Origin of the sequence: Nitrosomonas sp. (genome assembly GCF_024282095.1) — a bacterium.
Lineage (GTDB): Bacteria > Pseudomonadota > Gammaproteobacteria > Burkholderiales > Nitrosomonadaceae > Nitrosomonas.
Genome location: NZ_JAMWZS010000037.1, coordinates 1 through 25,278, shown reverse-complemented (window position 1 = coordinate 25,278; position 25,278 = coordinate 1). Strand labels below are relative to the sequence as shown.

Annotated in this window: 17 protein-coding genes, 1 tRNA gene and 1 pseudogene; 15 read left to right on the top strand and 4 right to left on the bottom strand. The window is 48.1% G+C overall.

The annotated features are described in order from the left end of the window. Positions 1-235, top strand: a pseudogene (locus Q0K92_RS10550) (hypothetical protein); the annotation flags it as partial. Between the two features lie 103 nt (positions 236-338). On the opposite strand, the gene Q0K92_RS10545 reads toward Q0K92_RS10550, so the two are convergent. Both Q0K92_RS10545 and Q0K92_RS10540 read right to left on the bottom strand, forming a co-directional pair. Beyond that, entirely contained in the window at positions 339-533 is a 195-nt protein-coding gene (locus Q0K92_RS10545; protein ID WP_297325767.1) for a hypothetical protein, read from the bottom strand. Positions 534-1,099: 566 nt separating this feature from the next. Then, a tRNA-Leu gene (locus tag Q0K92_RS10540) sits at positions 1,100-1,184 on the bottom strand. Positions 1,185-1,242: 58 nt separating this feature from the next. Here Q0K92_RS10540 and rnr point away from each other — a divergent pair. From rnr to Q0K92_RS10485, 11 genes are all read left to right on the top strand, one after another. After that, complete coding sequence (rnr, locus tag Q0K92_RS10535) at positions 1,243-3,468, top strand: ribonuclease R (RefSeq protein ID WP_297325766.1); 2,226 nt, start codon at positions 1,243-1,245, stop codon at positions 3,466-3,468. Between the two features lie 74 nt (positions 3,469-3,542). Further along, positions 3,543-4,283, top strand: a complete 741-nt coding sequence (gene rlmB, locus Q0K92_RS10530; protein ID WP_297325765.1) for a 23S rRNA (guanosine(2251)-2'-O)-methyltransferase RlmB — start codon at positions 3,543-3,545, stop codon at positions 4,281-4,283. Between the two features lie 102 nt (positions 4,284-4,385). Further along, complete coding sequence (gene argS, locus Q0K92_RS10525; RefSeq protein ID WP_297325764.1) at positions 4,386-6,143, top strand: arginine--tRNA ligase; 1,758 nt, start codon at positions 4,386-4,388, stop codon at positions 6,141-6,143. A 24-nt stretch (positions 6,144-6,167) separates the two neighbouring features. Further along, positions 6,168-6,956 (top strand): SPOR domain-containing protein, encoded by a 789-nt coding sequence (locus Q0K92_RS10520; RefSeq protein WP_297325763.1) that lies wholly within the window; start codon positions 6,168-6,170, stop codon positions 6,954-6,956. Positions 6,957-7,044: 88 nt separating this feature from the next. Continuing rightward, positions 7,045-7,683, top strand: coding sequence for a thiol:disulfide interchange protein DsbA/DsbL (locus tag Q0K92_RS10515; RefSeq protein ID WP_297325762.1), 639 nt, complete (start codon positions 7,045-7,047; stop codon positions 7,681-7,683). 41 nt (positions 7,684-7,724) lie between these two features. Beyond that, a complete protein-coding gene (msrA, locus tag Q0K92_RS10510; RefSeq protein ID WP_297325761.1) occupies positions 7,725-8,189 on the top strand; it encodes a peptide-methionine (S)-S-oxide reductase MsrA in 465 nt (154 codons plus the stop codon). Between the two features lie 149 nt (positions 8,190-8,338). Further along, on the top strand, positions 8,339-9,958 hold the full coding sequence (locus tag Q0K92_RS10505; protein WP_366084311.1) for an HDOD domain-containing protein: 1,620 nt from the start codon (positions 8,339-8,341) through the stop codon (positions 9,956-9,958). 24 nt (positions 9,959-9,982) lie between these two features. Next, a complete protein-coding gene (gene gmk / locus Q0K92_RS10500) occupies positions 9,983-10,600 on the top strand; it encodes a guanylate kinase (RefSeq protein WP_297325759.1) in 618 nt (205 codons plus the stop codon). Positions 10,601-10,680: 80 nt separating this feature from the next. Next, the gene (gene rpoZ, locus Q0K92_RS10495) at positions 10,681-10,887 is read left to right on the top strand and encodes a DNA-directed RNA polymerase subunit omega (protein WP_297325758.1); all 207 of its coding nucleotides are present in this window, start codon (positions 10,681-10,683) and stop codon (positions 10,885-10,887) included. A gap of 290 nt (positions 10,888-11,177) precedes the next feature. Next, the gene (locus tag Q0K92_RS10490; protein ID WP_297325757.1) at positions 11,178-13,283 is read left to right on the top strand and encodes a bifunctional (p)ppGpp synthetase/guanosine-3',5'-bis(diphosphate) 3'-pyrophosphohydrolase; all 2,106 of its coding nucleotides are present in this window, start codon (positions 11,178-11,180) and stop codon (positions 13,281-13,283) included. Between the two features lie 83 nt (positions 13,284-13,366). Then, positions 13,367-14,629: a hypothetical protein gene (locus Q0K92_RS10485; protein ID WP_297325756.1), complete on the top strand. Its 1,263-nt coding sequence runs from the start codon at positions 13,367-13,369 to the stop codon at positions 14,627-14,629. A 55-nt stretch (positions 14,630-14,684) separates the two neighbouring features. Here Q0K92_RS10485 and Q0K92_RS10480 read toward each other — a convergent pair whose 3' ends face one another. Both Q0K92_RS10480 and Q0K92_RS10475 read right to left on the bottom strand, forming a co-directional pair. Beyond that, on the bottom strand, positions 14,685-15,710 hold the full coding sequence (locus tag Q0K92_RS10480; protein ID WP_297325755.1) for a Fic family protein: 1,026 nt from the start codon (positions 15,708-15,710) through the stop codon (positions 14,685-14,687). Positions 15,711-15,781: 71 nt separating this feature from the next. Then, on the bottom strand, positions 15,782-19,072 hold the full coding sequence (locus Q0K92_RS10475; protein WP_297325754.1) for a M20/M25/M40 family metallo-hydrolase: 3,291 nt from the start codon (positions 19,070-19,072) through the stop codon (positions 15,782-15,784). Between the two features lie 273 nt (positions 19,073-19,345). Between Q0K92_RS10475 and Q0K92_RS10470 the strand changes: the two genes are divergently transcribed. The 3 genes from Q0K92_RS10470 (at position 19,346) to Q0K92_RS10460 (ending at position 25,200) form a co-directional block, all read left to right on the top strand. Beyond that, positions 19,346-20,440, top strand: a complete 1,095-nt coding sequence (locus Q0K92_RS10470) for a biopolymer transporter Tol (protein WP_297325753.1) — start codon at positions 19,346-19,348, stop codon at positions 20,438-20,440. 90 nt (positions 20,441-20,530) lie between these two features. Further along, entirely contained in the window at positions 20,531-22,000 is a 1,470-nt protein-coding gene (locus Q0K92_RS10465; RefSeq protein WP_297325752.1) for a TIGR03032 family protein, read from the top strand. A 23-nt stretch (positions 22,001-22,023) separates the two neighbouring features. Further along, positions 22,024-25,200 carry an FG-GAP-like repeat-containing protein gene (locus Q0K92_RS10460; protein ID WP_297325751.1) on the top strand — a complete coding sequence of 1,059 codons (3,177 nt, stop codon included), beginning with the start codon at positions 22,024-22,026 and terminating at the stop codon, positions 25,198-25,200. Positions 25,201-25,278: the final 78 nt, after the last annotated feature.

Here is a 25,278-nt window from a genome sequence, read left to right as displayed (position 1 = left end):
AGGAGCTAACCTGATTATAAACTCCGATGTCTGTTATGACATGACTGCACAATTTGGCAGTGAATTTGAAAATATTCAGGGAATTACGATTACTCCGCCGATTACTATGGTGAGAAAAGATACCACGACCAGCCAGACCGTGCCGGATTGTTTTGCTACCGATGCTGATACTATCTTCAATACAGTCACCAACGAATTCTGGATCAAACAGAATGGCGCTTTCGTGAAACAATAGTCATCATTTCATCCTTACAGATTGTAAGGAACGCAACGTTTAGTCGCATCAGCTGACGCAAACGTTGCGTTTTGTGGTGGCTTCCGCTCAAATTCTGCCAGGGTTACCCCACCGAACAGTGCAATTCAGGCACATTCCCTAATAAAACAAGATCGAAGAACAGCATCGCCAATTTTGACCGCAATTCCGGCATACTGTGATCATATGAAGAACCGGTGGCGGATGTCCGTGTTGAATTGACCGGAAAGAATCTGGCTTGCTGGTGTTCGCACGATGACCATGCGGAGATATTTACCATGCTGTTGTTCTGTCGTGGCCGGTCAATAACAAATAGGGAAAATGATCAAAATGATCGAATATGAGCTGTCAATATTTCTATTGATTACAAGCACCGTGATCATGGTGCAAATTGCTTTTAGAGATTTTTTTATGAATTGGTTGCGTATCTCAACGGAGACTTATGCTAAGTGGTTGTTCTATCTCACATTGCTTTTAGAGATTTTTTTATGAATTGGTTGCGTATCTCAACGGAGACTTATGCTAAGTGGTTGTTCTATCTCACCAACATACAACTTGTTGTGATTATTGCTGCATCCATGCAATCGATTATTGATGCCCATCAATAAACAATTAACAGAGATTCGTGTCATGTGTTGGCGTGTGAGGCGGGTATTGAGTTTGCTGGATTGATTCTATTTTTAGGAAACAATGCCGGAGAATGTGATATAAGATCAAAATTGAGATTGAGTGGCTTAATTGACTACTTAAAGTTTGTGCGGTAAATTTATTTTGGCAGAGTTTAAGTCATGGAAGTTTTTAATAAAAAATAACTTTATTAATACTTAACAACTTGATGATGCTTGATGGTGCCCAGAAGAGGACTCGAACCTCCACACCCGAAGGCACATGGACCTGAACCATGCGCGTCTACCAATTCCGCCATCTGGGCAATACAGCAGCCTAGTCAGGCTGCGAAAGAACGCGTAATTCTATAGGAAACCACTGTTTTGTCAAATAAGAAGAAGCAAAAGCTGCGTAACCTGGATCCGCATTATCAGCGTGAAAAAGAACGCTATGAGCATCCATTGCCAAGCCGGGAATATATTTTGCAGATTTTGCAACAGCAAGGAATCCCGACTGCCGAGCACGCATTGCAGAAAATACTGGCGATTACTAAAGAAGAAGAAGCGTTGTTCAACCGTCGGTTGACGGCGATGATTCGCGAAGGTCAGATTTTCCGCAACCGCAAAGGCGATATTTGCGTCATGGAAAAACTGGATTTGATCAAAGGCAGAATCCAGGGGCATGCAGACGAGTTTGGCTTCCTGATTCCGGATGACGGTAGCCCGGATCTGTACCTGAGCGCCAAGGAGATGCACAAAGCGCTGCACGGTGATCGGGTTTTAGTGCGTGAAATCGGGTTGGATCGGCGCGGACGCCGGGAGGCCGTCATTGTGGAAGTGCTGGAATCTACCAATTCACAGTTGGTAGGCCGGTTACATATCGATCACGGTATTCTGTTTGTGGAGGCGGAAAACAAACGCATCAGCCAGGATATTCTGATCGCCCAGGAGCATTCGCTCAAAGCCAAAGCGGGTCAGGTTGTGATGGTGGAAATTATCCAGCAGCCCAATAAACAAACACAACCCATCGGTAAGATTATTGAAATTCTTGGCGATTACACGGCGCCTGGCATGGAGATTGAAATTGCGCTGCGTAAACATGATCTTCCGCATGTGTTTTCTCCCGAACTTGAGAAGCTGTCAGCAAAATTTCCCAAGAATGTATTAAAGAAAGAATTGGCAGGGCGCAAAGATATTTGCCACCTGCCGCTGGTGACCATTGACGGCGAAACTGCACGGGATTTTGACGATGCCGTTTTTTGCGAAAAAGAAGACAAGGGATACCGGCTGTATGTGGCGATTGCGGATGTCAGCCACTATGTCAAACCACATGATGTGATTGATGAGGAAGCGTTGAATCGCGGCAATTCCGTTTATTTCCCACGCCGCGTCATCCCGATGCTGCCCGAGGTTTTGTCGAACGAATTATGTTCGCTCAATCCGGACAAAAAACGCCTCTGCATGGTGTGTGAAATTCAGTTTGAGACGAATGGCGACATACTGGATTATTCATTTTATCCGGCTGTGATGTGCTCGCATGCACGGCTGACCTATACGAAAGTGGCTGCAATGCTGGCTGATCCCAAAGGTGCGGAAGCCAGGGAACATGCGGCGCTGTTACCGCATTTGCAGCTTATCTATAAGCTATTCAAGGCATTACTGAAAGCGCGTAAGAAACGCGGGGCGATTGATTTTGAGACCATTGAAACGCAAATGTTTTTCAATGAGCACGGAAAAATCGAGAAGATTGAGCCGGTACAGCGTACCGAAGCACATCGTCTGATTGAAGAATGCATGCTGGCAGCGAACGTTTGCGCCGCAGATTTTCTGCAAAAACACGGTCAGACGACGCTGTATCGCATTCATGAAGACCCAACACCCGAAAAAGTTGTCACTTTGCGCAATTTTCTCAAGGAATTCGGCATTCAATTGGGTGGAAAAACAAAACCCAGTGCCAAAGATTATGCGCAGACGCTGCTTAAAATATGCGGTAGACCGGATGCGCAGTTGTTGCAAACGGTCATGCTGAGATCTTTACAGCAAGCTGTTTATAGCCCCGATGTCACCGGGCATTTCGGACTTGCGTACGAGTCCTATACACATTTTACTTCGCCAATCCGCCGCTACCCTGATTTACTGGTACATCGTGCGATTAAAGCGGTGCTCGCCGGTGAAACCTATCAACCTGGAGATTGGCAGGAGCTGGGTAAGCATTGCTCAATGACCGAGCGGCGTGCCGATGACGCAACGCGTGATGTCGAATCCTGGCTCAAGTGTTTTTATATGCAGGATAAAATCGGTGAATGTTTCGACGGCGTAATCAGCAGCGTGACGGGGTTCGGCTTGTTTGTGGCTTTGGATAACGTGTATGTGGAAGGGCTTGTGCACATTTCAGAACTGCCGAGTGATTATTTTCATTTCGACGCCACCAAACATAGCCTGCTGGGTGAACGTAGCGGCAAACAATACCGCCTTGGCGACCGGTTACGCGTCAAATTGGTTCGCGTCGATCTGGAAACCAGCAAAATCGATTTTGTGTTGGCTGATCCGGATAAAAAACCGGTTCGATCGAAAGTAAAGGCTTCATCCAAAAGCAAGAAATCGCTCTAATGCTTAAATTGTTTTACAATACGCAGCCAGGAAGTATTGTTTAGCAGAGTTCCCAGGTTTGTTAAGAAAGGATTATGTCCAGCACTCGCCTTATTTTTGGTTTTCATGCGGTTACCAGTCGTTTGCGGCAGAATCCGGATAGCATCAAAGAGATATTTATCGATGCCATGCGCGGTGATCAGCGTGCGCGCGACTTAATCAAGCTAGCTGAAAGCCGGAAAATTCATTGGGTCTCCTGTGACGGATCAAAACTCACCAACATGGCCGGTGGCGACCGTCATCAAGGGGTCGTGGCCAATATCGATAGTAACCGCAGTTACGTCGATATCAACGATGTGCTGGATACATTGACCGAACCTGCACGGCTGTTGGTATTGGATGGAATCCAGGATCCGCACAATTTAGGTGCCTGTTTGCGCGTCGCCGATGCGTTTGGCGTGCATGCTGTGATTGCGCCGAAAGACCGGGCGGTCGGATTGACTGCGGCTGTGTATAAAGTTGCCAGCGGTGCCGCAGACACTGTGCCTTACATTGCTGTCACCAACTTGGCACGTACACTGAAGCAGTTGAAAGAGCAAGGCGTGTGGATTTTTGGCACCGCGGAAGATGCTGAACATGACTTGACGCACTTCCAGATCAAAGGCGCTGTCGCCTGGGTGTTCGGTTCCGAAGAAAAAGGACTGCGGCGCCTGACTCGCGAGAGCTGCGATCAATTGGTGCGAATTCCGATGCAAGGCAGTATCGAAAGCTTGAATGTTGCCGTCAGCGCGGGAATTTGTCTTTTTGAAACGCATCGCCAGCAATCTGCGGTCTGATCTGTGTACCTGATAAAATACATCGAATTTTCAGACAATGGCAATCCACATTATGTGCTGTAATTCAGCTCGATCAAACCACTGAATCGCTTATTCTCAACCATGACTTCATCTGATTACCCAAACTTTAAAACACATTTTATCGAACTTTTCCGTGAGGCATCCAGCGCCATTACGACACCGGATGACACCCTGCGTATTGAACTGACGCGCACCAAACAAGCCAGTCATGGGGATTATTCGTGCAATCTGGCCATGCAACTAGCCAAACCTTTGCATAAAAATCCGCGTGAGATCGCCAATTTGTTAATTGCTGCGCTGCCACCTTCGCCTTATTTAGAGAAAGTGGAGATAGCAGGTGCAGGGTTTATCAACCTGTTTTTGAAAAATTCCGCCAAGCAGCAATATTTGCATCATATTTTACAAAGCAAAAATGCGTTCGGTCATAGTGGTTTTGGTCAGGGGAAAAAGATTCAAGTGGAGTTTGTTTCAGCCAATCCGACCGGGCCGCTGCATGTCGGTCATGGGCGTGGGGCGGCCATCGGTGCCAGCCTTTCTAATATATTGGCAGCAGCGGGTTTTAACGTGTCGCGTGAATTTTACGTCAATGATGCGGGGCGGCAGATGGATATCCTGACGTTGTCTACCTGGTTGCGCTATCTGGAACTGAATCATGTGCATATGCCATTTCCGGCGAATGCTTATCAGGGTGAGTATGTGAAAACCATGGCGCAACTGATCTTCCAGGCACATACTGATCGCTACGTACATCAGTCGGCCTTACTGTTGGATGGCTTGCCGGAAACGGCCCACACTACGGCGGTCGATACCGACGAGCAATTGGATCAGTTGATTGCAAATGCAAAAAAAATCCTTGGCCAGGATTATGCTTATCTGCACAATTTTGTCCTGACAGAACAATTAGGGGATTGCCGCAATGATTTAATGGAATTCGGTGTGGAATTCGATACTTGGTTCTCCGAACAATCATTGTTTGATAGTGGTCTTGTCGCGCATACCATTCAATTGCTTAACAAGAAACATTACTTGTATCAGCAAGATGGCGCCACCTGGTTTCGTTCAACGGATTTCGGCGATGAGAAAGACCGGGTTGTGCAACGAGAAAACGGGCAGTTCACCTATTTTGCTTCGGACATCGCTTACCACCTGAATAAATTTGAGCGGGGTTTTGATCAGGTCATCAATGTCTGGGGCGCGGACCATCATGGTTATATTGCGCGGGTAAAAGGTGCCTTGCAGGCGCTGGGATTGGATCCTGCAAGACTGGAAATCGCGCTGGTGCAATTTGCGGTACTCTATCGGGACGGCAAAAAAGCGTCCATGTCGACACGCTCCGGCGAATTTGTCACGCTACGGGAATTACGCCAGGAAGTTGGCAAGGATGCCGCACGATTTTTTTATGTGATGCGTAAAAGCGATCAGCATTTGGATTTTGATTTGGATCTGGCCAAATCGCAAAGCAACGACAATCCGGTTTATTATGTCCAGTATGCACATGCCCGCGTGTGCAGCGTTCTGGCGCAATGGGATGGCGATGTGGACGATCTGGCTGAAGCCGATATGCAAGCATTATCCAGCCCGGTCGAATTGGCTTTGCTGCAGAAATTGATCGATTTTCCGGATACTGTGGAGATGGCTGCCAAGGAATTTTCACCGCATCTGATCGCCTTCTACCTCAGAGAACTGGCCAGTGAATTTCATAGTTATTATAATTCAACGCGTTTCCTGGTACCTGAAATTCCACTGCTGCATGCACGCCTGGCACTCATTGCATCCATTCGGCAGATACTGAATAATGGTCTTGGGTTACTGGGTGTTAGCGCACCTGATAAAATGTAGTCGAGTTAACATACAAGGACATTCATGAGTCGAGATTACAAAGCCCGAAAATCTTCAAAATCCGCGGATGAAAAAGGCGGTTCAGCATTTTTTGGAGGATTCGTTGGTTATGCGTTAGGTCTTATGAGTGCGATCGGCATATGGTTGTATCTTAACTACGCGCCCAGTCCTTTTTTATCCACTGAGAAAGTTGCTGGTTCATCTGCGAAAAGCGAGCCGCAAGCAGCACCTGCTGAGCAACTCAAAACGCCCGCAAAACCAGTTCAAGAAGAGCTGTTAAGTGCGGTCGAAGAAAAACCCCGTTTTGATTTTTATAAGATACTGCCAGGCATCGATGAACCGGAAGTCGATCAAACGAGCAGGCAAGCTGATGCGCGGCCCGCTCAGCCACCGGTTACTGCTAAAATTCCGGAAAGCAGCAGCAAACTGGCTGAGATTGCGCGGCAACCTGCTCCGACACCTCCCGTCATCAGTCCGATTGAAACCAAACAACAATCTGCGTCAGTTCATCCGCGCATTCTCCCAGAAACTGTGCAACAGCCTGTAGCGCCGCCGCAAGTCAAGCAGGCTAAATCGACAGAAAAATACTTTCTGCAGGCGGGATCATTCAAGAAAAATGATGAAGCAGAAAACCTGAAAGCAAGACTCGCATTGCTGGGTGTATTGGCATCCGTACAACCAATTGATTTGGCGGATAAAGGGGTTTGGTATAGGGTGCGTGTCGGGCCTTTTACTAAAAAGGAAGATGTTGATCAAACCAGCGCTTCCTTAAGAGAAAATGGAATCGCCACGCAATTTATTAAAACGCCCTAATTTTATTACTTATCGGTTTGCAGTTTTCCAGAATTTCGTATAAGACGAAATGAAATAGTCAATTAGATCATTTGCTTAAGGAGTTAAGATGAATTATCGTCAATCGTTTGCAGTTTTCTTTTTATTACTGAGTTTTGGCTTGATCAATAGCTTGAGTGCGCGCGCCGATATCGTTGAGGGTAAGGACTACACGGTTTTGACTAACCCGCAGCCGACGCAGGATGCTAATAAAATCGAGGTGTTGGAGTTTTTCTGGTATGGCTGTCCGCATTGCTATAGTTTGCATCCGCATCTCAAAACATGGCTACCGAACATTCCCGGTGATGTCAGTTTTCGGTATGTACCGGCGATTCTCCGCGCCAACTGGGTAGCGGCTGCAAAAATATATTATGCGATTGAGGCCATGGGAATAGCGGATGTGTTACACGATAAAGCTTATGACGCCATGCATCGTGACAAAATTGATTTGAATAATGAATCAGTGCTGTTTGATTGGATTGAGAAGCAGGGCGTCGATAGGAAAAAATTTGAAACCACTTATAAGTCTTTCGGTGTACAGAATCAGGTAGCAAGATCAACACAGATGACCCGGCAGTATCAGCTGAATGGTGTCCCTGCCTTGGTTGTAAATGGGAAATACCTGACCAGTGGAAGAATGGGTGGTACACCACAAGATACGATCAAAACTCTGGAACTGTTGATTGAGAAGGCACGCAAAGAAAGATAAGAAGATGAAATTGTTAATTTTCCAAGTTGAGTAAAATATTCATGGCAACAAGCAAGATCATTTTCGGAGCGGGCTGCTTTTGGGGAGTCGAGGCAGCCTTTCGCAATATCAAAGGGGTCGTCAACGCCACTTGCGGATATTCCGGCGGACACACTGACAATCCAACATATGAGGCAGTGTGTACCGATACGACAGGCCATATTGAAGTGGTTTTGGTGGAGTATGATCCGGGGGCAGTAGGCTTTGAAGCGCTGCTGGAATGTTTCTGGAATTGCCATAATCCGACCACGCAGGATCGTCAAGGTCCTGATATGGGTTCGCAATACCGTTCAGTTATCTTTTTTTTCACACCAGAACAAGAACTCATCGCTCAAGAATCCAAGAATAGACTGCAGCATAGTGGTCGCTGGCAAGATCCGGTTGTCACTCAGATTCTACCGGTCACTCGATTTTACGTGGCTGAAGCATATCATCAGAATTATTTTAAGAAACGCGGGATTGGTTAATTTATTGTCAACTAATATTTGGCCGTGCCGATGATAAGGTTTTTGCTATGTTTGTAAGTAACTCTTTACAGAATGATAACCATAAGTAATTGTTTTGTAGTAGATGCGATGGGATTTCTTGCGACATATACGACCACTTTCTTTCATAGATGATTATGGCTACGGAACTACTTTATAAAGAGAATTCATCAGGAACTGATGACATTTCATCGACAAAAAAAAGACCAACGGCCTCCACTAAAGAAAAGCTGTTAAGGGCTATTAGTGACGACCCCAATCTTCCGTCACTGGGTGGATCCATCTCTTATATTATTCAATTATCTTCGTCAGAGGATGAGTCTATACGACAACTGTCACACTTTATATTGTCAGATGTTTCATTGGCGCAGAAAATTCTGTGCTTATCCAATTCGATAACTTTTCGTTCCAGTTCTACCCAAGCAGTTACCAGCATCACTAAGGCAATCTTTTTGCTCGGTTTTGACACTGTCAGGACGTGTGCGTTAGCCATATTATTGGTTGATGGTATGATGTCGGGTAAGCGCGCAGAGTATGTGCGTACTGAATTGATCCATGCGCTGGCGGCCAGTATGATAGGCCGGGAACTCGCCAAGCATAGTCAATTTAAGGATGGCGAAGAAATTGCAGTGGCTGCATTATTTAAGAATACCGGTCGTCTACTACTTGCCGCACATGATCACGACAAATATGAAGAGATGATAGCTTGTATCGAACAAGGCGCGCACACACCAGAACAGGCATCGATGCAAGTATTGGGATTCAGTCTGAATGATTTTACAGAAACGATTCTGGAAAAATGGAATATTCCGGCCAGCATTATTCAAGCAATTAAGAGTAAGCCTGCGGGTACCTTAAGTTCTCCAAAGAACAAACAGGAATGGATGCAACAAGCTACGGAATTGAGTGATAAAGCAGTGCCGCTGATCATCAAGTCCTGTGCATCAGGAAATTTGGAGCTGGAAAATAAATTACTTGCTCGGTTTGGCAAAGCGCTTGATCTGAACAAATCTAAACTGGACATATTGATCAACGATGCAACGGAAGAAACTTCTGCACTACAAGTCAATGTGAATCTATTGCCGGTTGTGAAAAAGGGCAAAATCAGCGCGGATATGAAAGATACAGGGCTGCATTTAAATGCTGATGAAGATGTGCTAACTGAACTGATACTTGCGGATACCACTGCCGATGATGCACAGGTTGTTCAACGCTATCCCAGCGGTAAGCCGCATAACGCCTCTGTATTATTGTTGGCAGCGGTTCAGGATGTTGCAGAAATGATGGTCGCCAATAATTACAAACTGAGTGAGTTGGTCATGTTGATTCTTGAGCATTACTATAATAGCCTGGGTTTTCGCTTTGTCACACTCTGTTTAAGGGACGATCAGAAACATCAATATCGGGCGCGTAGCTCCGTAGGGAGGAATGATCCTGAGTATCAAAAAGCCTTCTGTTTCCCGGCTATTCTGTCAACGGATTTGTTTTATCTTGCGATGGCAAGAGATACCGATTTATTCATTTCAAATGCTGCAGCACCCAAAGTGCGTGAGTTATTGCCGCGCTGGCATCAAAATTTATTGCCGGATACATGCAGTTTTATTGTGCTTCCTTTGGTTTTCAATAAAAAGCCTATTGGTTTCATCTATGCGGATCGTGAATTTGCAGCACCCGAAGGAATAACATCCGAAGAGACAAGACTCATCAAGACGCTAAAAGGGCAAATATTGACAGCATTAAACTTGAAATAAATACTGACTCGATATCGATACAAAATGATTAAAACTGCAGGTTGCTTATTTATCATTAGCGCACCTTCCGGTGCTGGAAAAACCAGTCTGGTTAGAGCATTGCTCCAATCGGATCCCCATCTCAGTCTATCGGTTTCGCATACCACACGCCCGCCCCGCTCGGGAGAAGTTGATGGCAGGGATTATCATTTTGTGAGTAAAGATGCATTCCAGAAGATGCTGGTCAATGGAGAGTTTCTGGAAAGTGCGGAAGTGTATGGCAATCTGTATGGCACTTCGCAACAATGGATAAATGAAGCCATAGCATCCGGGCAAGATATATTGCTTGAAATAGACTGCCAGGGTGCAAAACAAGTACGTCACATTTTTCCTCAATCAGCGGCCATCTTCATTCTTCCTCCATCCATTGATGCCTTGGCAACGCGATTAAAAACGCGGGCACAAGATAATTCAGAAGTGATTCAGAAACGGCTCGCTGCAGCACGTGAAGAAGTCAGTCATATCGGTGAGTTCGATTATGTTATTATTAACAGTAAACTGGAAGAAGCACTGAATGATCTGACTTGCATCATCAGCGCGGAACGCCTGAGTCGGGATCGGCAAGTGATAAAATATCAATCACTCATTACCCAGTTGTTGTAAGTTCTTATAAAGAATGGCGTAGTTTGCTAATTCTTGATTGTAAAATCCAGTTGTATATTCCTATATTCGAGATAAAAACCATGGCACGAATTACTGTAGATGATTGTTTAAAGAGAATTCCTAATCGCTTTGATATGACGCTGGTTGCTACGACACGAGCCAGGCAATTGGCGATCGGGTCGGCACCTTTGGTCGAGCCCGCACGCGATAAGCCGACAGTTATCGCACTGCGTGAACTGGCACAAGGCAAAATAGGGTTGGATATTCTCAATCCGAAAAACATGTAATTGCGCATTCAGCATTTTTGAATACGGTATGCATTGATTTGATCTATGCGTTGATTGATCACAGGCTGTTAAGCCTGTGATCAATCAAGCTATTCGAGGCATCATATCACCACACCGCACTACTAGAACTTGGTTTCAGAAATAAGCAAAAATTACTTGCTTTCATTCCAAGTAAATCCCGGCATATAATCCCTATCAGAGTTCAGCTTAAAGGGGCCGCTTAGAGTTTTCCTTAAGCAGACTCTGATTTGTGATTCACATTGAAAAATACTGACAGCACATCAAAGTCTATGCCTGAAGCAGAACTTCTATTTTCCGAGACATCCCAATATCTTAAATCCGAAGATGTTGCTCAGCTTAGAAATGCCTATTTATTTGGCCAAGGCGCTCATTCCGGGCAATTTCGCAAATCGGGCGAACCTTATATCTCGCATCCTTTGGCGGTGGCCAGAATTCTTGGCAAGCTACATTTGGATGCACCCACCCTGACAGCCGCTTTATTGCATGACGTCGTAGAAGATACGGATATCTCCAAAGCTGAAATCAGCGAACGGTTTGGTGAGCCCGTGGCAGAACTGGTGGATGGCGTCTCCAAACTGACCAAAATTGAATTCCAGACACAGGAAGAAGCCCAGGCTGAGAATTTCCGTAAGATGCTGTTAGCGATGGCGCGGGATGTCCGTGTGATACTCATCAAGCTGGCTGATCGGTTGCATAATATGCGAACGCTTGATGTGATGAATCACGAAAAACAACGCCGCATTGCCCGTGAAACGCTGGAAATTTATGCACCCATTGCGCATCGCTTAGGACTTAATAATATCTACCAGGAATTGCAGGAGCTGGGTTTTCGATATTCCTATCCCATGCGGTATAAAGTGCTGGTGAAGGCGACTAAAGCGGCGCGTGGCAATCGTCGTGAGGTTGTTGGCAAAATTCTTGACGCCATAAATCTCAAATTAAAAGAGGTGGGACTGGATGCGGAAGTGACCGGACGCGAAAAGCACTTGTACAGCATTTATATGAAGATGGTGGATAAGCATTTGTCGTTTTCAGAAGTGCTGGATATTTATGGATTTCGTGTCATTGTCAAAGATATTCCTTCATGTTATGTCGCATTAGGCATGCTGCATAGTTTATACAAGCCGATTCCGGGAAAATTCAAGGACTACATTGCCATCCCTAAGAACAATGGTTATCAATCACTGCACAGCACTTTGCTGGGGCCGTTCGGCATACCGATCGAAATGCAGATTCGTACCGCCGAGATGCATCGGATCGCCGAAAACGGTGTGGCTTCGCATTGGCTGTATAAAAGCTCGGATGATGATTTTAATGATCTGCACCCGGAAACCAGTCAGTGGTTGCAGAGCCTAGTGGAAGCACTGAGTGGCTCGACAGATTCTTTGGAGTTTCTGGAGCACCTCAAAATTGATTTGTTTCCCGGTGATGTGTATGTGTTTACGCCACAGGGAAAAATCCTGACGCTGCCAAGAGGATCGACGGCGGTCGATTTTGCCTATGCCGTGCATTCCGATGTGGGTAATTGCTGTGTAGCCGCGAAGATCAACGGTGAGAATGCGCCGTTGCGCACCCTATTAAAAACGGGTGACCGGGTGGAAATCGTCACTGCGCCTTACGCCAAGCCCAATCCCTCGTGGCTCAGTTATGTGGCAACGGGAAGGGCGCGCTCACATATTCGTTACTTCCTGAAAAACATCCAATACGACGAATCGGTCAAGTTGGGTGAACGTATGCTCAACCAGGCGCTGCTGTCTTTTAATATCAATCCGGATACGATTAATGAAGCGCAGTGGGAAAAATTAGTACGCGACAGCGGCGTCAAATCAAAAGATGAATTGCTGGCTGAAATGGCGCTGGGCAAGCAGTTTCCTGCTGTCGTGGCAAAACGTCTGACCATGCCGCTGGAATCAGTGTCCAGTGAGCAGACAGCAGGACCGATTACGATATTGGGAACTGAAGGATTGACGGTGCAATTTGCCAAATGCTGCCGCCCCATTCCAGGCGATGCCATTGTGGGGATGATTAAAAAGGATCACGGCCTCGTCATTCATGCGCATGATTGCGCAGTCATCGCCAATAGTCAGAAAAGCTCGGAGAATTACCTGGATGTGGCATGGGGAAAAGATGTCGCCAGAACCTTTGAAGCCAGCATCAAAGTAACGGCAGTAAACAAACAGGGGGTATTAGCCCGGGTTGCCGCCGAAATAGCCAAAGCGGAATCGAATATCGACGACATTGCGATGGAAAGTGATGGGGATTACACGCGAATGCGCTTTATTTTGCAAGTGAATAATCGGCACCATCTCGCACAAATCCTGCGCAGCCTGAGGCGCATCAAGGATGTCGCCAGAATCAGCCGGATTAAAAGTTGATTGAGCAGGTATGATTTGCGGTGATGCGGAATCAATTTGCAGGTGTTTTTTTGTCACACAACACTGATTTTTGGAGAAAATGAATGATTCGCCATACACTGATGTTACTTGCACTAGGCATGCTGCTGCTACTAGTTGCATGTGCATCCAAAACTCAGGAGAAGAAACCTGCAGATTCAGCGACTGGATCAAAAATTGCCACACCGTTTGAGCAATTATCCTTGAAATCATCGGGAAAAACGGTTTTTGAGGATGCTGGCAAATTCATCCTGATTGAAGGCAGCAAGTGCATGCAGCGCGAAAATGGCGCGGAGGTTGCAACCATTCTACAATGGATCGAAATGCCCGGCTATGTGGATAGCGGCACGGTCGTGCTAAATGGCTGGGATTTGCGTTATCTGCAAAGCGAACAAGAAGTCAATTCGATGCGTGCTGACATTACGCACAGCAAGCTGGTGAGGAATACGGGGTCTGCCATGCTGATGTTTGAAGTGCAAGGCAAGCTGGACGATCAGAACCGTAACGATGCCTACGAATTTTGTGTGTTTTATAGCGCATTCGGCTATCACTCAGCCTGGTTTGATGCCACGGTAGAGGGTGATTACAGCGGTATAGATACCTCGACACTGCAAAATAAAAATCAAGGCGCGGTTGCCACGCTGGAAAATACCGGAAGCAAAGGTACGCTCAAAGGCAATGATGCGATTGCGATCATGCCGCGCGGATTTGATTTTCAATTCGATGACACCTTTGAGTGTGAATTGCGTTTCCCTCCCTGCAAATGGGCGGATCGTGCCGATTACCGTTTGCTGCAAGCGGCTTACAGCCTATCTCAAACCGGCATTTCACCCAATTCGGACGGCAGTCCGCACTGGGTCACTCAGACCATTTTTAAAGATAACACCATACGCACACACCGAATTAAAACACGTACTGCGCTGATTCGCGGCAGCAGCGTCAAACTGCGCCCGGATTTTCTGGCGCTGAATCCGCGCACAGCAAATACCGGCAACTGCCGCAAAAACGCCGACGGCATTGTCCGCACCCAAACATTCCGCATCAATGACTTACCGTATGATTATGCAGTACCGATGCTGACAGGCTGGGACCTTTCCTACGAATGCGAAAATCAGCTGGTGCAACGGGCAGGCATCTGGATCCACGACATCCGTTTTGACCCCAACGCCAGCAGCATGGAATATAAAGTGTCGTCGATTCTGCGCGACCAGGACGGCGCACCCAGCTTTAATGCCGCGCACCGCATCACGGTGCTGGGGCTAAATCGCATACTTCCACCGGCTCAACGCCGCGCACCGGAAATCAATATCAAGATCAGGGGAAACTGACGGGTAGTCAGCGCATTCAAAGCAGAGCTGGGTTGCTATACCCGATTTCCTGTTTTCAATTTTTCCGCTGTTGTAACCAGTGCTTGCCGCTGTGAGTCAAGCGATAGCGTTGCGTTGGGCTGCGCGGAGAATCAGGTTGTGTGCGCTCAATCCAGCCGCCTTGCAACGCAGGATCAAGGTAATTTTTCCGAAAAGTGGGCCGATGAGAAAGCGCCAACGCCTTGAGCAATTCGGCGCTGCCTAGTTCGTAGATACCAATCACTTCAATCAGTAGCGCTACTTGATCGGTTACATGGTCGCTTACTTGGTCGGTCGGAACAGTTTCGCGGATTGCATCGCGCAAGGCACTTAGCATGAACTCAATAAAAAGCGTGGCATCAGCGCGCTGATCCGCTTCTGCCAGTACCCGGTAATAGACATCCTGCCGATCGCGAATCATAGCTTCCACCGGCAGATAAGCCAGCAGCGGTTGCCAATTGCGCAGGATTAAGGTTTGCCACAACCGTCCTATGCGGCCATTGCCATCTGCAAAAGGATGGATGAATTCCAGTTCATAGTGAAATACGCAACTGGCCACCAGCGGATGCTCTTCAGCATGCTTTAACCAATAGAACAAATCGGCCATTAAATGCGGCACTCGGTCGGCAGGTGGTGCCATGTGGATCAATTGTCTGTCCTGAAATATCCCGACACCACCGGAGCGATAAACGCCAGACTCATCCATCAATGTGGACATCAATAAGCCGTGCGCGGTCAGCAGATCATCTTGCGAGCCAGCTTCCCAGCTATCCATAGCTTCATAAGCAGCAAAGGCGTTACGCACTTCCTGAATTTCACGTGGATGTCCCAGTACCCGCTTGCCCTCAATGACCGCCGTAACTTGTTCAATCGTCAGCGTATTGTTCTCAATGGCTAGCGAGGCCTGAATGGAACGGATGCGGTTTCCCCGGCGCAGACGCGGTGTCAGATTTTGTTCTGACAGCACGGTATAACGCCCGATGAGCTCGCTGATCTCGGCGACTAGATTCAGAATGGCTGGTGTCAGCGTGTAGGGTGGCTGGTAGGTTTTTTGATTACTCATTCAAGTCGCCGAAATTTTTTGAGTCATGATAATCCTAGCAGGTCGTTGGAAAACGATCTGCGTGAACCCAGTTACCGCTCAACCAACACTACTTCAACTGTCTTCACCTCACCATCCCGCCGATATCGCAGTTCAGTTTTCTCTCCCGCCTTAAGCGTTCGTAAAATATTAGCATACGACGTCAAATCACTGATTGGTTGCCCCGCTAATTGAATCAGGATGTCGCCCGCCTGTAACTGCGCTTGTTGCGCCGGGGAGCCGGGGATGACGTTATCTACGCGCACACCGTCTCCCTGGTACGAAAAATCCGGTACGGTGCCGAGGCTGGCTTTGCGTTTTTCTTTGGTTTTTGCTTGTGTGGGCTCGGTTTGTGTGTTTTGCGATTGCAACGTGACAGTCAGGGGTTCGATGCGGTTGGCCAGATATTCGGTGGCTTCTTTTAGGATGGCAGCGACTTTGACCAATCCGGCGGAATCAATCTTATCCACAGTGTCGCCGGGAGCATGGTAATCCTCGTGTGCGCTGGCGAAAAACTGCACGGCGGGGATGCCGGCTTGGATGAAAGCGGCTTGGTCGCTGGAGCCGAAATCGTCTTGCACGGTATTAACGGGAATGCCGGTGACAAAGCCTGCGCCGCGGAAAACATGCACCAGTTCGCGCGCGCTTCCGGTGCCAAACAGAGTGATTGGATTTTTTTTCAGCCGCCCGACGGTATCCAGATTCAGCATGGCCACAATTTTTTCCGCTGGGAAGTCTTTGGTGTTGCTGATGTAATGCTTGGAGCCGAGCAGGCCGGCTTCTTCACCGGTAAAAGCTACAAAAATGATGGTGCGTTCCGGTTGCCATTTGGGAACGATTTGCCGCGCCAGCTCCAGCATGACGGCGATGCCGCTGGCATTATCATCCGCGCCGTGATGGATCTTCCCTTGGTGTGCCGCGCGGACATCCGGCCAACCCATGCCGAGATGGTCATAATGCGCGCCGATGATGAGGCTCTGTTCGGCGAGTTGCGGATTGGTGCCCGGTAAAATGCCGATGACATTGCGTAACGCGATGTTGCCTTTCGGTGCACCGACATCCTGTTGCCAGTTCTGAAGATAACTGTTGCCATCACCGCCCGGCACTAGGCCAATCTGCTGAAATTGTTTGGCGATATAGGCTGCCGCGGTATCCAGTTCCGGGCTGCCCAGTTCACGCCCCTTGAATGCGGCGCTGGATAGATGCGTGATATCGGCCAGCATGCGAGCTTCGGAGAATACCGGTGGCAGCTCTGCCAATGCGCGGCGCGGTTTTGTGGTGCCAGCGTGAGCAGCAGTCACTGTTGCATGGTCTTTTTGCTGTACCCATCGGGTGAGCGGCGATTGCGTGACAGGCCATTGGCCTTTATGCACATTGGCCAGCTCATCGCCGTTTTTAAATACCAAATAGCTGTATTTGCGGTAGTGCGGCAGTTTGTTGGCTAATTCTGCAATCGCTTTGGGCTGATCGGAGGCGACCCATAACAGCGTGTTATCTGGCTTGGAGGGTTGCCTGACCGTCAATACAATGGCGTGTTCAGTCTGTTGGTATGTTTGCTGATCGAGTTGCAATTTTTCATGCTGATGAGCGACACCCTGTTCCGCTAAGGTGGTGAGTAGCGCGTTGCTGAATTTGTTTTGCCAGCCCATGATCCAAACCGTTCGGTCTGTGGGTAAAACAGTTAATTGATCGTCGGTGATGACTTCCAGCACGGCCGATTGGGTTTTTTGCCATTGCATCGCCAATGAGCGGTATGCTTGCAGTATTTCCTTGTCAGCCTTTGCCGGTAGCACCAGTAATGGCTTTTCAGCACCGAAGCCTTGCGATAACGCGGAAGGAATTTCGCGGCTATCCAGGCGTCTGAACACATCGAATTGCGGGTCGATGTCGATGCGCACGGGGCGCGCGTGAAAATCCATTTCGATCTGGTGCGTCTTGCCATCGAAAGTGATTTGTGATGAATGCGCTTGCGCTTCTCCTTCCAAAGTGACCGAGATGGGGATCGTCAACTGATACAACTCGCCGGGCTGGGTTTGTTCGAGCTGCGCTTTGAGCCTGAATCCTTGCGCGGTGGGTTCGGCCTCCGCATGGCGCAGTAATAGATTGGGAGCACCGCTGCGGTGCACCCATTGGTCAAATTGCCGGGAGAAATCCTTGCCTGTCGCTGCGCCGAATGTGGCCTTCAAGTCGTCAAAAGTTGCCTGCTTGAAGGTAAACTGTTTATAAAATTGCCGCAACGCGCGCACAAAATCTTCATCACCCAATTCCTGGCGCAGCATATGGAAAAACATCATGGTTTTTCCATAACCGACGGCTTCCGAGCTGGCACTATGCCGCGACACAAACTGAATAATTGGGAAATCCTTTTCCTTGTTGACAAAATCTGCGTATTTTTGCAGCACGTCACGGCGATATTCTTCGCCTTTGCCGCGTTGCTCGTTGACCAGATGGTCGGCGAGATAGGCGGTCAATCCTTCCGCCCAGTTTCCCCTGGCATAATCGACAAACACGCCGTTGCCCCAATAATTATGCAAAATCTCATGCGGATATGAGGAATGCAGAATGAATGGGAAGCGAATCACCTTGGGGCCCAGCAGCGTAAAAGAAGGCATGCCGTAGCCGGTTTCCCAAAAATTTTCAACGAGCGCGAATTTCGTATACGGGTAGGGGCCGAGCAGCTTGTTGTACATGGCGATATATTGCGCCGTGGTATCCAGATATTTCTGCGCGAGCGCTTCATCGGCGCTGCGCAGGTAAACCAGCGCGTCCACCGCTCCGGCGGATTGTGTGTAACGTTGATAGCGCCCGGCAACGATGTAAATGTCATCCTGCGGTTGTTTTTCTTCCCAAGCCACCTGCCGGGCTGTCGGTGTTTTGTGCTCACGCACTAAAGTACCTTGGCTGACGACATCCCAATCGGCGGGTACCTGAATATCCAGCCGGAACGACACCATGGCATCGTCAAACTGCGGATACCAGGCAGTGGAATTCGCCAGAAAAATCCCTTCATTCCAAATGACCCCAGGGGTATAACTGAAACTGCGCGCGTATTCCTGGCCGGGGCCTTGTACCGGGTGATTGATGCTGCCATTGAAATGCAGGGTGAACGCTTTCTGCTGGGGCGGTAATGCGAGTGTGTAATGCTTTAATGGGATGGATCTGCCCGCAGCAGCATCACTCCCTCGCAGCGTAATTTTCGCGCCTTGAACCTCAGTAATTGTTAAACCGGCGTGCAGGCTGAAATCAAGTGCAATCGGTGTGTTGTGCTGCTGGAATTGCTCCGGCACAGTGATATGATCTTCGACACGAATATTAGAAGTGTCGGGTGCCAGCACAATTTTCATCTGATGATGAAATGTTTGGTTGTTGGCTGATACAACCATGCTAAAGAGCACGCAATAGATGACGGCAACCCACGTCGCACTGAGGTTTATTAATTTTCGCATTCTTTTTTTATAGGGATAAGTTATTTATTCGAGGCATTGTGGCAGATGCCGACGATCATCACCAAACGCATTCTATAATACATAATGTTTACTTTCCTTTTGCAGCTATGTTTAAATGTTTTCCATTTAGCAACAGGGCTTGTAAGTCAAATGAAACCAATGAAAAATTATATGCAAACCTCCTTTTTTACTGATTCTGCTGTCATGAGCAGCTTTTTATTACCGCTGACTTTCCTGGCGGTCAGCCATGCCGGTGCGGCGGATTTCATCACCGGTGAGCAGCAGCTTTCCGTCAAGGAGAAAAGAGCCGGCGAAGCGTATTACCGCCAAGACATGAAGTGGATGGTTTATCAGGCGGAACTGTCGGATGACAATCCTTTTTATCAGATTTTCCTGAAAAATATTGCCAGCGGTACCGTGCAACAGGTTTCACCGGGAAATGGCAAAACCACGTGCGCGTGGGTTCATCCTGCGCAGGAAAAAGTGCTGTTTTCATCGACCCACGAAGATGCCGGCGCAAAAGCCAAGATGGATGCGGAAATTGAGCGCAGGAAATCCGGTGAGCGGCAATCGTATGCGTGGGATTACGATGAGTTTTATGATATCTATGAAACCGATTTTACCGGTGGAAACATCAGAAATCTTACCAAAACGCTGGGTTACGATGCCGAAGCCTCCTGGTCACCCGATGGCAAATTAATTGCTTTCGCTTCCAACCGCCGGGCGTATACAGAAGAGTTATCCGCTGAGGAAGCGGCGCTTTTCAAAGCCAATCCGTCCGCCATGATCGATATTTACATCATGGACGCGGATGGTTCCAGCGTGAAACGATTAACGCACACCAAAACCTACGACGGCGGCCCGTTTTTCAGTCCGGATGGGAAGCGAATCGTGTGGCGGCGTTTTTCTGAGAATGGCCGGGACGCTGAGATTTTTACCATGAACATCGATGGCACCGACCAGAAGCAAATCACGCGCTTGAATGTCATGTCGTGGGCGCCTTTTTATCATCCGTCCGGAAAATATGTCATTTTTGCGACGAACGTGCATGGACACCGCAATTTTGAACTGTACATCGTCGATATCGACGGCCAGAAAGAGCCGGTGCGTGTGACGGATAAAGAAGGCTTTGACGGGTTGCCGGTATTTACACCGGACGGCAATTATCTGACTTGGACCAGCGATCGCACACTCGAGAAAAAAGGTCAACTGTTTCATGGCAAATGGGATCATCAAAAAGCATTGGAGAGCCTGTCGTTGAAATAATGACGGAAATTTTGTAGCCAATGTGTTACCGAAGCGAAGAGACGGGCTCTTAGCTTTGCGTTCACATCAACCACTAGCCTGGATCAATCCATGACCCAACCATCGGCGCCCAACAATCCGCCTGCTGTCACCATGCAGGCTTCCGATCAGCTGTATCAGTGGTTGGAAAATGAACATATCAGTTTTGCTTTCACGACCTATCAAGCCAATCGGTTGTTTTTAGTCGGAAGGAAGGAAAATGGCCATTTGGCCGTGAATGAGCGCCTGTTTGACAAGCCGATGGGTTTGTATGCCAGCGATGAGAATCTCTACATGGCGACCCGTTACCAGATTTGGCAACTGGAAAATCGTTTGGCACAAGACGAGCAACAGCATGGCTGCGATCGTTTGTATGTGCCCAGCCAATCCCATACCACGGGTGATCTGAATGTGCATGATATCGTAGTCACTGAAGAACAAAAGCTATTGTTTATTAACACTGATTTCAGTTGTGTCGCCACCTTGCAACCAGGATTCAGTTTCGCCCCTGTGTGGAAACCGCCATTTATCACCAAACTTGCAGCCGAAGATCGTTGTCACTTGAATGGCTTGGCCATGCAGGATGGAAAACCCGCGTATGTGACCGCGTGCAGCGCCACAGACGAAGCGGCGGGCTGGCGCAATCATCGCCTGGATGGCGGCGTGGTGATGCACATGCCCAGCGATGCAATTATCGCCACCGGCTTGTCCATGCCGCATTCCCCGCGCTGGTATCAAGGCAAATTGTGGTTGCTCAATTCCGGTACCGGCGAGTTTGGTTATTTGGATGGCGATACATTTGTGCCGGTGCTATTCTGCCCAGGTTTCGTGCGGGGTTTGGCCTTCTGGAAAAATTATGCCTTGGTTGGCTTATCAAAACTGCGTTCAAAAGTTTTTTCCGGCTTGTCATTGGAGCAGCGGCTTGCGGCGGATAACATGACGTCGCAATGCGGCCTGATGATTATTGATCTCAAGTCCGGCAATATCATCCACACGCTGACCATTGAAGGCGTCGTGCAGGAATTGTTCGATGTCGTGGTGCTGCCGAATGTCCGTAAACCCAGGGCGCTGGGTTTCCAGGATGATGACATTGACCGCATGATTTCTTTTCCCGGCTCAGGAGGATTGATTGTGACTAAACCGACGGTAAAGCGTCCCGGTTTGAGTCAACCGGTGCAGGTGCCCGGCGTGCCGCGTGCTTCACAATTGGGTCAATCGGACGAGCCGGCGATCAAGTATCAGAAAGTCCTTCATCTCACCCCGGAAAGCCTGCTTCCTTATGAAGCAATGACGAACCCCAGTTTGCAAAAACGCTGGCAAACCCAGCCGCAACGCGGCGAATTGATTGGCATATCTGCATCAGTTGAAGGACAGATGATCGGTTTTGCGGTGGCAGAGTCGTGGCAGGATGGTGAGCAAACCCAAGTGGAATTGATTTCATCCTATGTGTCACCCTCCTATCATCATCAGCCGATTGAAAAACAACTCCATCAGCATTTGCAGCGAGCGGTCAGTAATACATTGCATAGGGTTAAACGTTAATACTTATCTTAGGGAGAAATGATATGGCCGATCCAGTTTTTGATTTCAAGGCTTTTAAACCGTTTGGTTTGGATAATTTCTCATCGTTTGTTGATATCGATGGCGATGGCGATTTAGATGCCTTTATGGAAAACTATACTGGCAATGTATTGTTTTCCAGGAATACCGGTACGATCAATCATCCTGTTTTTTCAATTGCCGTCAATAATCCATTTGGTTTGAGTGAGTTCCCGGAATTTCTTGATATTGATGATGATGGCGATATGGATGCCTTCATGATTAATTCTGGTGGAGATGTGTTGTTTTCGAGGAATACTGGTACGGCGAGCAACCCTGTCTTTGCGGCATCAATCACAAACCCATTTGGTTTAAGTAATGTGGGAGGGGCCTATTATAATACTGCTCCTATTTTTGCGGATATCGACGGCGATGACGATCTGGATGCTTTCGTTGGAAATTATGGTGGTGATACGGTGTTTTTTAGCAATACCGGAACGGCCACCAATCCAGCATTCGCTGCCCCGGTAGTCAATCCGTTCGGTTTGATCAACATGGGAAGCTCGGCTTCTCCCACCTTGGTTGATATCGACGGCGACGGCGACTTGGATGCATTCGTGGGTTGGTCCCATTATACGGGCAGCGGTAATTTGTTTTTTAGAAATATCGGAACAGCCAGCAATCCCAAATTTTACCGTGTCGGTGGTAGTCCGTTTGGTTTGGTTGCAGGCGATCCTTTCACCAACTTTGTCGATATCGATGGCGATGGCGATCTGGACGCCTTTGAGAACAATCTGTATTTTGAAAATACGGGAACTGGCATTAATCCATTCTTTACTTCACATGGTGGGCTTGGTAATGCAGCCAATTTGGGCTTCGGTCTCAGTCCTACCTTTGTCGATATTGACGGGGATGGCGATTTGGACGCTTTCATAGGCCAATCTTATTTTGGCGGTATTGATGGTGTTGAAGGCGGTGATGTGTTGTTTATCGAAAATACCGGAACAGCCAATATCTGGAATTTCAGCACCACTGCTGTCACCAATCCATTTGGCTTGACCGATGTTGGCAATTTTGCTAGTCCCGCATTTGTTGATATCGATCATGATAACGATCTGGATGCCTTTGTCGGTGATTCCAGCGGCAATACGCTATTTTATAGAAATACCGGAACAGTAAGTAATTCGGTGTTTGCTGCACCGCAAACCAATCCATTTGGTTTGACTGATGTAGGCTATTATGCACGTCCTATTTTTGTTGATATCGACAACGACAACGATCTGGATATTTTTGTCAATGATTTGTTTTTTAAAAATACTGGAACCGTGAATAATCCGGTATTTGCCGCTCCTCAAGCCGACGCATTTGGCTTAACAAGTTCTCCTACTTTTATTGATGTCGACCATGATGGTGATCAGGATGCCTTTAGTGGCACATTTTTTTACCGAAACATGGGGACAGCGGATACCCCGGTGTTTTCTTTTGAAGGCAATAGCCCATTTGGTTTGCCAGGGAAAGTTCAGCGCACAAGTTTTTCTGTTGATACCTTTGCAGATATCGACGGAGATGGTGATTTGGATGCCTTTGTCTCCGATCTTTATTCGTATGGGGGTGCTTATTCTGGGGGTGAAAGTTTCTACCTCAACAACAACGCACCGAACGTCAACAGTGTGACGGTAGCCGAGAAATATACCAAAAACACGCCACTGAACCTGCAGGATATCGTTGTGAGCGATCCGGATAGCGCCAACGTGACGGTAACGCTGAAGTTGTCGAATGTTGCGGCGGGTGCTTTGAGTACCGGTGCGTCGGGCGCTGTGGCATCGACCTATGATGCGAGTAAGGGGATATGGATGGCGAGCGGTGCGCTGGCCGATGTCAATGCATTGTTGGCGAATGTGATTTTCATCCTGGCGGCGAATTTCACCGGCGCTTTTACGGTGGAAGCCAGCATTTCCGATGGCGTGGCGGCACCGCTTACCGGTAGTAAAAATTTCTCCGGCGGTGCGGGAGTGCTGGTTGCCAGCACGGCGGGCAACAATGTGTTGACAGGCACACTATCCAACAACGATACCGTTACTTACGACTCTGCTACTGGTGCGGTAACCGTTTCACTGAACATTACCGCACAGCAGAATACCGGCAGTGCGGGATTGGATACCATCACCAAGATCGAGAATGTAATTGGCAGCGGCTTCAATGATAGTTTGACAGGTAATGATGCCAATAACGTGTTGAATGGTAAGGCAGGTAACGACATGCTGGTCGGCTGGTCCGGCGCGGATACCATGATCGGCGGGCCAGGCAATGACAGTTATTTTGTTGAGAATGCCGGTGATGTCGTCTACGAAAAATCCAACGAAGGTACGGATATCGTCAGCAGCCGGTTGACTTACATATTGCCCATCAATGTGGAAAATCTGATACTGACCGGCACAGCGGCGATCAATGGTACAGGCAATAGTTTGAACAACGTCATCACCGGCAACAATGCCGCCAATCAACTCAATGGCGATGCCGGTAATGATGCGCTTAATGGTGGAGCGGGTGACGACATTCTTATCGGGTGGTCGGGAGCGGATACGATGGCGGGAGGATCGGGGAATGACACTTATTTGGTTGAGAATGCGGGCGATATCGTTACTGAAAAACTTAACGAGGGCACGGATACGGTCAGCAGTCGATTGACTTACACGCTACCCGTCGATGTGGAAAATCTTACGTTGACCGGCACATCCGCGGTGAATGGCACAGGTAATGGTCAAGCGAATGTGATCACTGGCAATTTAGCTGCCAATCAGTTAAATGGATTGGCGGGTAACGATACGCTCAACGGTGGCAGCGGCAATGATATGTTGAATGGCGGTGCAGGCACCAACACGTTAACCGGCGGAACAGGCAGCGATATTTTTCGGTTTGCCACGGCCGCCCACATTGATGCGATCACTGACTATAGCGTAGCCAATGACACCATTCAGCTTGAGAATGCGGTATTTACTGCGTTGATGGCAACTGGCACATTGGCTGCCGGGCAGTTCAGGATCGGTACAAAAGCGCTGGATGCCAATGATTTCATTATCTATAACAATGCGGCGGGTACGCTGTTATATGACGTGGATGGCAATGGCGCGGGTGCTGCGGTGCAAATTGCTGCCGTTGGCACGGGACTAGCCATGACCAATGCGGAGTTTGTGGTGATTTAGGTGTAAGAAATCTCAGGGTTGTTTACAGAGAGGTTGATTAAAATAAGCGTTGAGTATTTCATAAGGGGTTGCATTATT

Bases quoted from the DNA above. Each gene is read 5' to 3' on its own strand.
- Q0K92_RS10505 (WP_366084311.1), top strand. From the start codon at position 8,339: ATGATTATGGCTACGGAACTACTTTATAAAGAGAATTCATCAGGAACT.
- argS (WP_297325764.1), top strand. From the start codon at position 4,386: ATGACTTCATCTGATTACCCAAACTTTAAAACACATTTTATCGAACTT.
- Q0K92_RS10475 (WP_297325754.1), bottom strand. From the start codon at position 19,072: ATGAAAATTGTGCTGGCACCCGACACTTCTAATATTCGTGTCGAAGAT.
- Q0K92_RS10460 (WP_297325751.1), top strand. From the start codon at position 22,024: ATGGCCGATCCAGTTTTTGATTTCAAGGCTTTTAAACCGTTTGGTTTG.
- gmk (WP_297325759.1), top strand. From the start codon at position 9,983: ATGATTAAAACTGCAGGTTGCTTATTTATCATTAGCGCACCTTCCGGT.
- Q0K92_RS10470 (WP_297325753.1), top strand. From the start codon at position 19,346: ATGCAAACCTCCTTTTTTACTGATTCTGCTGTCATGAGCAGCTTTTTA.
- Q0K92_RS10520 (WP_297325763.1), top strand. From the start codon at position 6,168: ATGAGTCGAGATTACAAAGCCCGAAAATCTTCAAAATCCGCGGATGAA.
- Q0K92_RS10480 (WP_297325755.1), bottom strand. From the start codon at position 15,710: ATGAGTAATCAAAAAACCTACCAGCCACCCTACACGCTGACACCAGCC.
- Q0K92_RS10490 (WP_297325757.1), top strand. From the start codon at position 11,178: ATGCCTGAAGCAGAACTTCTATTTTCCGAGACATCCCAATATCTTAAA.
- rlmB (WP_297325765.1), top strand. From the start codon at position 3,543: ATGTCCAGCACTCGCCTTATTTTTGGTTTTCATGCGGTTACCAGTCGT.
- rpoZ (WP_297325758.1), top strand. From the start codon at position 10,681: ATGGCACGAATTACTGTAGATGATTGTTTAAAGAGAATTCCTAATCGC.
- msrA (WP_297325761.1), top strand. From the start codon at position 7,725: ATGGCAACAAGCAAGATCATTTTCGGAGCGGGCTGCTTTTGGGGAGTC.
- Q0K92_RS10515 (WP_297325762.1), top strand. From the start codon at position 7,045: ATGAATTATCGTCAATCGTTTGCAGTTTTCTTTTTATTACTGAGTTTT.
- Q0K92_RS10485 (WP_297325756.1), top strand. From the start codon at position 13,367: ATGATTCGCCATACACTGATGTTACTTGCACTAGGCATGCTGCTGCTA.
- Q0K92_RS10465 (WP_297325752.1), top strand. From the start codon at position 20,531: ATGACCCAACCATCGGCGCCCAACAATCCGCCTGCTGTCACCATGCAG.
- Q0K92_RS10545 (WP_297325767.1), bottom strand. From the start codon at position 533: ATGGTAAATATCTCCGCATGGTCATCGTGCGAACACCAGCAAGCCAGA.